A 10,437-nucleotide genomic window follows, 5' to 3' on the forward strand; every position below is an offset into this window, starting at 1 on the left:
CACCAGACGCGCGAGCTGATGCAGGAACTGCTGCTGGGCATCTGGGAACAGCACCGCAAGACCGTGCTGTTCGTCACCCACGACATCGACGAGGCGATCTTCATGGCCAGCCGGGTGGTGGTGATGTCCGCCCGGCCCGGCCGGATCAAGTGCGACATCGCCATCGACCTGCCGCACCCCCGTTCCTACAAGGTCAAGACGACGCCGCAGTTCGCCGCCTACAAGGAGCGCCTGACCGAGGAGATCCGCGTCGAGACAATCAAAACGCTACAGATGGAAGCGTGAGCGGCCTTCACCGGCCCGTATCGACCACCAGGTCGGACAGCGCAACGCCGGCCCGCACGGCGGCGGCATCCAGATCCTCGCGACTTTCCCAGCAGTGGCGGCCGTCCACCTCGACGAAGCGGCCGCCCAGGCGGATCGCCCAGACGCCGGTGGCGGCCATGTGCAGCACCCGGCCCATCGGCGGCGTTCCGCGCCGGGCGGCGCGGGTCAGGGCATCATGGCGGTCGAAGGTGGGGATCTCGGGATGGCCGGCGACCGGCTGGTCGGGGCGGCGGTGACGGCGCTGGCCGGGCGCCTCGGCGAAGGCGGTGGCGGTGGTCATGGTGGTCGATTCCTTGGTTTGGTCGTTCGGCCTCGTTCGCGGGCCGTTTGTTACGACACTGAACTACCCCAGACTCGCGCGGTCGTAAAGAGCTATTGTTGAAGAGGGATGCAAAAGAAATCTTTCGTCAGGATGACGACAACGACGTTCCGAACGGCGAAATCGTTACAATTTTAGAAAATACCGAAACAATGAGCCCGCCACTGAAACAGCGGATCAGGGAAACTTCGTCGCGGCCTTTGGGTTGATGTGGTGCACGCAGCCACGCCAAAGGAGGAAAGCATGGCGAACCGCAACGAAGGTGAAGGCAACCGCACGGCCGACCGCCAGTACCGCCAGGGCGTCAAGGACCACGTCGAGCATCACGACGTGCAGGGCGACGCCGACCGCGCCCGCAAGGCCGTCGACAGCCCGGAAGGCAAGGACCTGCGCCAGGCCGAGGAGCAGGGCAAGAGCCACGCCAAGGGCGAGGACCCGAACCTGTACAAGAAGGGTTCGTAAGCGCGGACGGCATCCGGCCTGAACCTAGGCGGTTACCCCGGAATGGTCACATCCGATTGTGCGTTCATCCCGTAAACATGGCTTGGTTGCAGGCATGTGGCCTGTGCCGCTTTACAGACGGGTTGGAGCATGCGGAAAAAGTTTGCAGTGGTCCTTCTGGGGGCCGGCCTTCTTGCCGGTTGTTCGGGGCTCGACACGCGTGAGCAGCGCGCGCTGTCCGGCGGTGCCATCGGTGCCGCGGGCGGTGCCGCCGTCGGCGCGCTGACCGGCGGCAGCCCCCTGCTGGGCGGCCTGATCGGCGGCGCCGGCGGCGCCGCGGTCGGTGCCTTGACCGCGCCCAGCGGCAAGAAGCGCTGACGCTTACGGCGCCCCGTTCCGGCCGGCCCGGGGCGGGGCGAACCGTTGCAGCCAAGCGCATTCCGGTGCAGAAGGAGGAAGACGCACGCGGAGGAGCCGCATGGCACCAGAATACAGTGGACCGGCGGCCGATCCGGCACCCTATTACACACGGGTTAACCGCCCGCTCCTCGACTTGCTGCCACCCGGGCTGGCGGCGGTGCTCGACGTCGGCTGCGGGGCCGGGGCGCTCGGACGCGCCTACCGGGAGCGCCACCCGCACAGCGCCTGGACAGGCATCGAGGTCCACCCCGAAGCGGCCGCTGAGGCACGCCGGCATCTGGCGCACGTGGTCGAGGCGGATGCGGAAAGCATCGATGCCGCCACCGTGCCAGGCGGGCCGTTCGATGCGCTGGTCTACGCGGATTCGCTGGAGCACTTCCGCGACCCGGACACAGCCCTCGGCCGGCATCTTCGCCTGTTGCGGCCCGGCGGCGTCGTGTGCGCCAGCATCCCCAACGTGCAGCACTGGAGCGCCATCCTCAACCTCGTCGCCGGGCGCTGGGAGTATCGGGACGAGGGGCTGTTCGACCGCACGCACCTGCGCTTCTTCACGCTCGACAGTCTCGTGGCCTTCTTCCGCACCGCCGGCTGTGCGGTGGAAGAGGTGGTGCCGCTGATCCCCCGTCCCGGCGTGCCGGCCATCTCCGGCTGGGATCGGCACGAAGCCTTGCTCGCCGAACTGGAGCGGCTGACGGCCAGCTTCGGGCTGCCCTTCGACCGGCGCCGGTTCCTCGCTTACCAGTACGTGGTGCGTGCGCGTGTCCTTCCGACCGGCAGGGGGCGCTGGTGAGGCCGTCGGCACTGATCAGCATCCTGTCGTGGGAGCAGCCGCGTTACCTTGCCAATCTCCTCGACAACCTGGACGGGGTCTCGCCGACCTTCGAGGGGCGGGTGGACTACCACGTGCACGTTCTCGATCAGGGCTCGGGTCCGGAAACGGTGGACGTCGTCAAGGCGTTCGTGGCGCGCGGCGGCAACCGGTCGGCGTCCCTGCTGACCCGCAACGTCGGCTTTGCGCACGGCCACAACCTGGTCTTCGATCACCATTACCGGCGCCGCCGCTTCGACTATTTCGTCGTGCTGAACCAGGACGTGCTGTTCGGTCGCGCCACGTGGCTGGACCGGCTGGTCGACGGTATGGCGGACGAGGGGGTGGGGATCGGCGGGCCAAGCGCCTGGCGTCTGAATCCCGGCGGTGGCGGCATGACGGCCTGTTTGCGCGGCGTCGCCCGGCCAGACGATGTCTACAGCATCCAGGCGTCGGTGGCGATCCTGCGCACCGGCGCGATCGAGCGTTTCGGCCTTTTCGACACCGCCTTCACGCCGGCCTATTTCGAGGACACTGACCTGTGCCGGCGCTACGCCGCCGCCGGGTTGCGCATGGCGTGGATCGACATCGAACACGTGCACGCCTATTTCGGCACGCACAGGAAGCTCCTGCGCGAACGGCATGCGGAACTGGCGGAGCGGTTCGGCGACTTCCGCCGCCGCAACGAGCGTCTTTTCTGCGAACGCTGGCTGCCCGCGCCGCCGACGGCGGTGACGCCCGACGACGTGCCGTGCCTGTGGCCCGGCGTGTACCGGCCGGCGGTCCCGCTCAATCCGTGAAGTCGTCCAGCGACAGCTGCCGCACCTCCGGCGCACGGGGCGGTTCCGGCGCGGGCGGTGGTTCCGGCGGGGCCGCCTGCGGACGCGGCGGCGGACGGCGGGGCGGCTTGACCGGCTTGTTGACCGTGCCCTTGGGGCCGACGCTGGGCAGGTCGCCGAAGTCCGGAAGCGGCGGCATGCGGGCCATCACCGCGCGCATCATGTCGGCGATGCGGTCGGCCTTTATGCGCAGGGCCTGCCCGCGCTCCCCGTCGTAACGCGGGTCGTCCAGGAAACCGCGGATGGCGACAAGGCCGCGCAGTTCCACCCCGCAGATCTCGTGCGTGCCGATCGGCAGCTCGCGCACCTTTACGAAGCCGGCGAAGAACCCGCCGCTCTCCTCGATGAACAGCAACACCATGCGCGCGTGCAGCCGGTCCAGCGCGGTCAGCAGCGGCGCTGCCAGATCGGGGTCGAGCGGCGCCAGCTTCTCCTCCACCACCGACGCCAGCGCGAAGAAGTCGCGCACCTTCTTGGTGAAGCGGCGGTAGCGGTTGAGCCCGCCCACGCCCACCCGCTCGCGCGCGTTGGCGCCCAGGTCGGCCGTGCGGCGCAGCATCTCGTCCAGCCGCATCAGCATGCGCGCCGCCGCCTTCTGCACCACGGCCGGCGGTGGCGGCGCCGAACGCGGGGCCTGCGGGGGGCGCGAGGATGACGGGCGGGGCGGCAGCGGCACGCGGCTCACCGCGCCGTGCGGACGGTGACGGTGCGCTGGGCGCCGCCGCGCAGCAGCGTCACCTGCATCGGCGTTCCGGTGCGCACCAGGCCGACGCGGTTGCGCAGCGCGGTGCCGCTGAGGACCGGCCTGCCGTCCACGGCGACGACCACGTCGCCGGCCTTGATGCCGGCCTTGTCGGCGGGCGAGCCCGGCTCGACCTGGGCGATGACGGCGCCGCCGCCGTCGGCGATGTTGCCGCCGACGTTCAGCGACTCGGCGATGTCGGGCGTCAGGTCCTGGATGGCCACACCCAGGCGGCCGCGGCGCACCGCGCCGAACTCGACGATCTGTTCCATCACCGCGCGCACGATGCCGGTCGGCACGGCGAAGCCGATGCCCACCGAACCGCCGGCCGGACCGATGATGGCGGTGTTGATGCCGATCAGCTCGCCGCTGAAGTTGACCAGCGCGCCGCCGGAGTTGCCGGGGTTGATCGAAGCGTCGGTCTGGATGAAGTCCTCGTACCCCTCGACGCGCAGGCCGCTGCGCCCCAGCGCCGAAACGATGCCTGACGTCACCGTCTGCCCCAGGCCGAACGGGTTGCCGATGGCGACCACGAAGTCGCCGACCTTCAGCCGGTCCGAATCGCCCATGGGCAGGGCGGTCAGGCGGTCGCCGTCGATCTTCAGCACGGCGATGTCGGTGGCGGCGTCGCTGCCCACCAGCTTGGCGCGGAAGCGGCGGCGGTCCTTCAGCGTGACGGTGATCTGCTGGGCGTTCTCCACCACGTGGTGGTTGGTGATGACGTAGCCCTGGCGCGCGTCGACGATGACGCCCGACCCGGCGCTGGATTGCGTGCGCTCCGGCGGCTGGTCGGGGATGTTGAAGAAGCGGCGGAAGAAGGGGTCGCGCAGCAGCGGGTTGTCCACCTGCGGGGCGCGCGAGGTAACGGCGATGTTGACCACCGCCGGGGTCACCGCCTCCAGCATCGGCGCGATCGTCGTCGTTCCGTTGGCCGTGGCGGGCAGGGCCGCGGGCGCGGGCGCCGGAAGGCCGGCGGCCGCCGCCACCGCAACGCCCAACACGGCCAACACACCTGCAAGCTTGCTCTTCATCCCTCGGCTCCCAATACGACGCGATCTTCAGACGCATACCCGGCGGCGCACATTTGGGAGAATATCGTGAATCGTTCAAGCCTGTCGTCTTGATCGCGGGGCGTGTGGCGCCATGTCAGGATTCCCCGCGCGGGCGCCGATGGGCGGTGGGCGGTGAAGGAATAGGGTGAGGAGGGTGACATGGCCGGCAAGTCGAACCCCACCTGGTCGAATCCGGCCGGCCTGCATTCCAGTGGCAAGCCGGCGACGGAACTGCCCGACCTTACGACGCTGATGGTCGGGCCGATGTCCGTCATGCGCGCCTGGGCCGACGTGAACCGCGCCGCGGCGAACTGGCTGCCGGCCACGTGGCTGGTCGCCGCCTCGCCGTTCTTCTGGGCGCCGCCGCTGTGGGTGGGCGCGCTGATGTCCGGTGCGGCCGGGCATGCGGAGGGCGGCGTCGCCGGCTCCACCGCGACGACGCGCGAGGCTGCCGTGGCACCGGCCCGCACTCTGGTCCCCCGCACCCCGCCGCAGCCGCCGCTTCCGGCCAAGCCGGCCGCCGCTCCGAAGCAGCCGGCCCGCAAGGCCGCACCGAGGAAGGCGGCACCGAAGAAAGTCCCGGCCGTAAAAGCCCCGTAGGTCAGGTTAAGCGCCAGCGAAAACCCAACGCCGCCGTCATGGCGGACGTGTCGGGTTGAAACCCGGCCTGCGATGCTACGGCGCCCGTCCCGTGGCCAGCGGCACGGTGACGGCGAAGCGGGAGCCTCGCCCAGGCACGGAGCGCACGTCCAGTGGATGGCCGAGCAGGCGCGCCGTGCGCCGCACCACCGACAGGCCGAGCCCCAGCCCCCGGCTGGGGTCGCGCGCCGGGTTGCCGAGCTGCACGAACTCCTCGAACACCGTCTCCAACTGTTCGGGCGGAATGCCGGCGCCGGTGTCCCACACCTCGATGCGCAGGGCGCCGGTGCGGCGTCGGCAGGCGACCAGCACGCCGCCGTGCTCGGTGTAGCGCACCGCGTTGGCCAGCAGGTTGCCCAGGATGCGGCCAAGCAGAAGCGGGTCGCTGCGCACCACCATGTCGCAGGCGCGGCTGCGCAGGTGCAGCCCCTTGGCCGCGGCAGCCGGCTGCACCTCCGCCAGCTTGGCGGCGATCAGGTCGCGCACGGCCATGTCGGCAAGGCGCGGCTGCACCGTGCCGGACTCCAGCGTCGAGACGTCGAGCAGCGCGTTCAGCAGCGATTCACCCGATTCCATGGCGGTGCCGAGCTGGCGGTGCACCTCGCGGGCGCGCTCGTCGGCCAGCCCCTGCTCCAGCAGGAAATGGTAGAGCCGCATGGCCTGGAACGGCTGGCGCAGGTCGTGGCTGGCGGCGGCCAGGAAGCGCGACTTGGCGGCATTGGCCTGCTCCGCCTCGCGCCGCCGCTCGGCCTCGCGCTCCAGCAGGCGTTCGCGCTCCACCGCCCCCTCGCGCAGGTGGTGCGCGGCCCAGCTCAGCGCCGCGCCCAGGTCGTTGATCTCGCGCACAGAGCTGGGCGGGATGGGCGGCAACGGCCAGTCCCGCTCCAGCCCCGCGGCGGCAACGGTCAGCGCGCGCACCGGAACGGCGATGCGCCGTCCGATGTGCAGCGCGGCCAGGGCCGCCAGCACCACCAGCGCACCGTTCAGCAGCAGCGCCTCGGCCAGTGCGCGGGCAAGCGGCGCGTCCAGCGTCTCTTGCGGGGCGGCGAAGCCCAGGCTCCAGCCGAAGGCCGAGCGGGCATAGCCGAGGGTGACGTCGTGTCCCTGCAGCGAGCGGCCGGAGGCCAAGCCCTCGGGGGCCGTGCGCAGGGCGGCGGTGAGCCAGTCGGGTGCGGTCCGGCCGGCGTAGTGCGCCGCGTCGGGCGCACGCGCCACCAGCGTGCCGTCCTGATCGACGGCGACACCCAGCCAGTCGGCCGGTGCGCCGCGCTCCGCCAGCAGGCGGCTCCAGCGCTCCGGCCGCACGGCGACGCCGACCACGCCGTCGACCAGCCCGCGCCGCGGCAGCGGCACGGCCACCGCCACCAGCGCCGGGCGCTCACCCGCGGCCGGCAGGTAGGAGGAAACCGCCGGCTTGCCCGTGGCGATCGCCTGCCGGATGGCGGTGCCGTAGGGCAGGGCGGTCGCCTTGCGGGGCGCGCCGACGCCGCTGGCCGTATCGATGGTGACATGCCCGTAGCCGTCGGCCAGGAACAGCGCGTGCCAGTAAGGATGGCCGTCCTTCAGCGCCGCCGCGGTGGTCAGGAAGCGCACGGGGTCGTCGCCCGGCAGCCCGCCGGCCACCACGGCGCCCTCCAGGGTGTGGACGATGCCGCCGAGGTCGGCATCGATCGCCAGGGCCAGCGCGTTGGCGGTGTCGCGCAGCCCGTCTTCCAGCGCGGCGCGCTGCGCCAGGGTATGCCGCACCGTCAGCACGCCGGAGAGCAGCAGCGCCGGCAGCAGCGCCGCCAGCACCAGCGCCACCAGATGCCAGCGCACCGGCCGCGCCCGCCGGGACCCGGCGGCGGGCGTCGCGGCGTACACGGCGGGAAGGGAGTAGGGACGATCCATCATGGGCGGGGTTTTAGTCCCCGCCGGAGGCCGGCGGGCCTACAAAGAGGGGGTAGAGCCGCCTTTGCGGTGCGGCGGCGATGCGTCTTTACCTCGCCCGGTTGCCGGGAGTAGGTTGCGGAGACGGACCGTCCGCACGCGAAACCCGACCCCGCCGGAGCCGGGCATGACTGATCAAGCGCTGCTCGAACTCACCGAGCAGGACTACCTGAAGATGGAAGAGGCGCTGTCGCAGACCGCCCGCGGGCGGGCCTTCCTGCGCATGCGCGACCGCCGGGTGCGCCTCGTCGCCATCGACGAGTTCCACGGCGTCGCCGCCCGCCTGGAGGAGCACGTCAAGCGCTTGGGCGGCACCGCTGCGGCCGCACCGGCCGCCGTGGCGCGCGCACCGGCCGGCGACGGGCAGATCGCCCGCGTGCAGTCGGAACTGGACGCGCTGCGCCACTTCGTCGACCAGGCGCGCGGCGACATGGCGGCGTTGCGCCCGTCGGACGGCGGCAGCGATCCCATCGTCGCCGCCACCGCCGAACTGGACGCCATCGTCCAGGCGACGGAGAGCGCCACCACCGAAATCCTCAACGCCACCGAGGTCATTCAGGAATACACCGCGCGCATCCCGCGCGACGATCCGGACTGGGCCGAACTTGCCAACGGCATCGAGGCGCAGTGCATCGAGGTGATGACCGCCTGCTCGTTCCAGGACATCACCGGCCAGCGCACCACCAAGGTCATCAACACGCTCCGCTACATCGAGGAGCGGGTGAACGCCCTGATCGAGGTGTGGGGCGGCGATGTCGGCGTGGGCGGCGCCCTGCCGGACGTCGCGGCCGCGCACCGCAAGCTGCACGATACACGCCCCGACGCCCACCTGCTGAACGGCCCGCAGCTCGACGGGCAGGGCGTCAGCCAGGACGACATCGACGCGCTGTTCGACCAGATGGCGGCGCAGAACCCAGCCGCCATCGAGCGCGCGGCACCCGCCCCGGCCGCCGCGCCGGCTCCTCCGCCTCCACCTTCCCCGCCTGCCCCGCAGCCGAAGAAGGCCGCGCCGCCCCCTCCTCCGCCACCTCCACCTCCGCCGCCCGATCCGCCGGCCGCGGACGGCGGGGCGAAGTTCTCGCAGGACGACATCGATGCGCTGTTCGCCTGAAGGAGGGAGCTGACCGCCCATGGCCTACGACGGCACCCTGAAGACGCGCATCCGCCTGACCCAGGACCAGCTCGACCGCGTGTGCGAGCGGCACGTGCATTTCATGGAAGGGCGCCCGGGCGGCGCGCGCGCCAACCTGCCGTTCTTCGATCTGTCGGGCCTCAACCTCTCCAACCGCAACCTGACCGGCGCGCATCTGGCCGGCGTCATCCTGCGCGACGGCAAGCTGAAGGGCACCGTTCTCGACCACGCCGATCTGTTCGGCGCCGATCTGCGCGGGGCCGACCTGCGCGGCGCCAAGCTGTTCCGCACCGACCTGCGTGGCGCCAACGTGCGCGGCGCCAACATGGAAGGTGCTGCGATGGTGGAGGTGGACCTGCGCGACGGCACCAAGGTCACCAAGAGCAGCATCGCCGAAACCATGGTGGTGGGCTTCCAGCCCGGCCCGGCGGACCTGTCGCAGGCGCGCCTCGTCAACACCGACATGGCGCGCGCCAAGCTGACCGGCAGCTTTGCCCGCGCCGCCGACTTCACCAACGCCACGATGTCGGGCGCGCGGCTGGAGCGGACGGACCTGCGCGACTGCAACTTCATCGGTGCCGACCTGCACGGGGCGGACCTGACCGGGGCCGACCTGCGCGGCGCCAACCTGGACGGCGCCTTCATGAACGAGCTGGACCTCGTCACCGCCGCCCGCACCGACGGCGAGGCCGCCGCCATCCGCGAGCTGCCGCCGCTGCCCGTGGCGAACGAGGCCGAAACGGCGCCGCCGCCCTCGCCCGAGGCGCTGGCCGATTTGATGAAGCAGCACCTGCTGTGGCTGGGGTCCAGCGGCAAGGTGGGCCGGCAGATGGACCTGACGGGGCTGAACCTGGAGGGGGCGAACCTGACGGGGGCGGTGCTGACGCTGGCCATCGGCTCGGGCGTGCACCTGCGCAACGCCGACCTGCGCGGCGCCCAGCTTCAGGCGGCGCGGCTGGATGGCGCCGACCTGCGCTCCGCCGACCTGCGCGGGGCGGATTTGCGCGGCGTGACGCTGGACCGCGCCATCCTGATCGACAGCGTGCTGGACGGCGCCAACCTGTCACCGCTGGCGATCCACTCGGCCGAGCGGATCATGCGCGCCTCGCTGGTGCGCGCGCGTCTGGCCGGCGCGTCGCTGGCCGAGGCCAACCTGCGCGGCTGCGATTTGACGCTGGCCGACCTGACCGGCGTCAACCGCACCGGCGCCGACCTGGAAGACGCCATCCTGGAAGGCGCCCGGCTGGGGCAGTAAGGAAAGCAATCCTTCCCCCGCAAAAGGCGGGGGAAGGAGAAACAGGCATCCTTACCCGGTGACGATCCAGCCGTTGGCGACGTTTGCGGCATTGATGCCGGTCAGGGTGATCTGGTCGCCGGTGCCGAAGCTGATGACGGCACCGTTCGGGCCGTCGGCGATGGTCCAGGTCATGCCGGCGGCGACCTGGATGCGGTCGCCCTGGGCGAAGTCGAAGTCGCTGACGGTGTCGGCGCCGCCACCGGTGGCGAAGACGAAGCGGTCGGCCCCCGCCCCGCCCACCAGCGTGTCGTTGCCCAGATTGCCGTTCAGCACGTCGTCGCCCAGGTTGCCGGCCACGACATCGTCGCCCTGGCCGCCGAAGACGCTGTCGTCGCCCTGGCCGCCGAAGAGCGTGTCATTGGCCATGTTGCCGTACAGCGCGTCGTTGGCCATGTTGCCGTAGATCACGTCGGCGTCCTGGCCGCCGAACACCGTGTCGGCGTCCTGCCCGCCGAACAGCGTGTCCATGCCCAGGTTGCCGTACAGCAGGTC

At 71.3% G+C, this 10,437-nt stretch carries 12 protein-coding genes and 1 pseudogene; 8 read left to right on the forward strand and 5 right to left on the reverse strand.

Annotation, left to right across the window (positions count from 1 at the left end; genetic code table 11):
* Positions 1–285: pseudogene (locus VED21_RS15445) on the forward strand (ABC transporter ATP-binding protein); the annotation flags it as partial.
* Positions 286–292: 7 nt separating this feature from the next.
* On the opposite strand, the gene VED21_RS15450 reads toward VED21_RS15445, so the two are convergent.
* Positions 293–607, reverse strand: a complete 315-nt coding sequence (locus VED21_RS15450; RefSeq protein ID WP_324883489.1) for a hypothetical protein — start codon at positions 605–607, stop codon at positions 293–295.
* 282 nt (positions 608–889) lie between these two features.
* On the opposite strand from VED21_RS15450, the gene VED21_RS15455 reads away from it, so the two are divergent.
* The 4 genes from VED21_RS15455 to VED21_RS15470 all read left to right on the forward strand — a co-directional run bounded on the left by VED21_RS15455 (position 890) and on the right by VED21_RS15470 (position 3,115).
* Positions 890–1,108: a hypothetical protein gene (locus VED21_RS15455; RefSeq protein WP_324883491.1), complete on the forward strand. Its 219-nt coding sequence runs from the start codon at positions 890–892 to the stop codon at positions 1,106–1,108.
* Between the two features lie 147 nt (positions 1,109–1,255).
* The gene (locus tag VED21_RS15460) at positions 1,256–1,465 is read left to right on the forward strand and encodes a hypothetical protein (protein ID WP_324883493.1); all 210 of its coding nucleotides are present in this window, start codon (positions 1,256–1,258) and stop codon (positions 1,463–1,465) included.
* Between the two features lie 100 nt (positions 1,466–1,565).
* Positions 1,566–2,297, forward strand: coding sequence for a class I SAM-dependent methyltransferase (locus tag VED21_RS15465; protein ID WP_324883494.1), 732 nt, complete (start codon positions 1,566–1,568; stop codon positions 2,295–2,297).
* On the forward strand, positions 2,294–3,115 hold the full coding sequence (locus VED21_RS15470; RefSeq protein WP_324883496.1) for a hypothetical protein: 822 nt from the start codon (positions 2,294–2,296) through the stop codon (positions 3,113–3,115). The genes VED21_RS15465 and VED21_RS15470 overlap by 4 nt, the downstream gene beginning before the upstream one ends.
* On the opposite strand, the gene VED21_RS15475 is transcribed toward VED21_RS15470, so the two are convergent.
* Both VED21_RS15475 and VED21_RS15480 read right to left on the reverse strand, forming a co-directional pair.
* On the reverse strand, positions 3,105–3,830 hold the full coding sequence (locus tag VED21_RS15475) for a hypothetical protein (protein ID WP_324883498.1): 726 nt from the start codon (positions 3,828–3,830) through the stop codon (positions 3,105–3,107). The two genes, VED21_RS15470 and VED21_RS15475, sit on opposite strands and share 11 nt — an antisense overlap.
* A 5-nt stretch (positions 3,831–3,835) precedes the next feature.
* Complete coding sequence (locus VED21_RS15480) at positions 3,836–4,927, reverse strand: Do family serine endopeptidase (protein WP_324883500.1); 1,092 nt, start codon at positions 4,925–4,927, stop codon at positions 3,836–3,838.
* 180 nt (positions 4,928–5,107) lie between these two features.
* On the opposite strand from VED21_RS15480, the gene VED21_RS15485 reads away from it, so the two are divergent.
* Positions 5,108–5,548, forward strand: coding sequence for a hypothetical protein (locus VED21_RS15485; RefSeq protein ID WP_324883502.1), 441 nt, complete (start codon positions 5,108–5,110; stop codon positions 5,546–5,548).
* Between the two features lie 75 nt (positions 5,549–5,623).
* On the opposite strand, the gene VED21_RS15490 is transcribed toward VED21_RS15485, so the two are convergent.
* A complete protein-coding gene (locus VED21_RS15490) occupies positions 5,624–7,480 on the reverse strand; it encodes a sensor histidine kinase (protein ID WP_324883504.1) in 1,857 nt (618 codons plus the stop codon).
* A gap of 163 nt (positions 7,481–7,643) precedes the next feature.
* Here VED21_RS15490 and VED21_RS15495 point away from each other — a divergent pair, with 163 nt between their 5' ends.
* The gene (locus VED21_RS15495; RefSeq protein WP_324883506.1) at positions 7,644–8,627 is read left to right on the forward strand and encodes a protein phosphatase CheZ; all 984 of its coding nucleotides are present in this window, start codon (positions 7,644–7,646) and stop codon (positions 8,625–8,627) included.
* 19 nt (positions 8,628–8,646) lie between these two features.
* On the forward strand, positions 8,647–9,903 hold the full coding sequence (locus VED21_RS15500) for a pentapeptide repeat-containing protein (RefSeq protein ID WP_324883509.1): 1,257 nt from the start codon (positions 8,647–8,649) through the stop codon (positions 9,901–9,903).
* Positions 9,904–9,954: 51 nt separating this feature from the next.
* On the opposite strand, the gene VED21_RS15505 is transcribed toward VED21_RS15500, so the two are convergent.
* On the reverse strand, positions 9,955–10,437 hold a 483-nt coding region (locus tag VED21_RS15505; RefSeq protein WP_324883511.1), incomplete at its 5' end, for a calcium-binding protein.

Source organism: Azospirillum sp., assembly GCF_035627195.1.
In the GTDB taxonomy this organism is placed as follows: domain Bacteria; phylum Pseudomonadota; class Alphaproteobacteria; order Azospirillales; family Azospirillaceae; genus Azospirillum.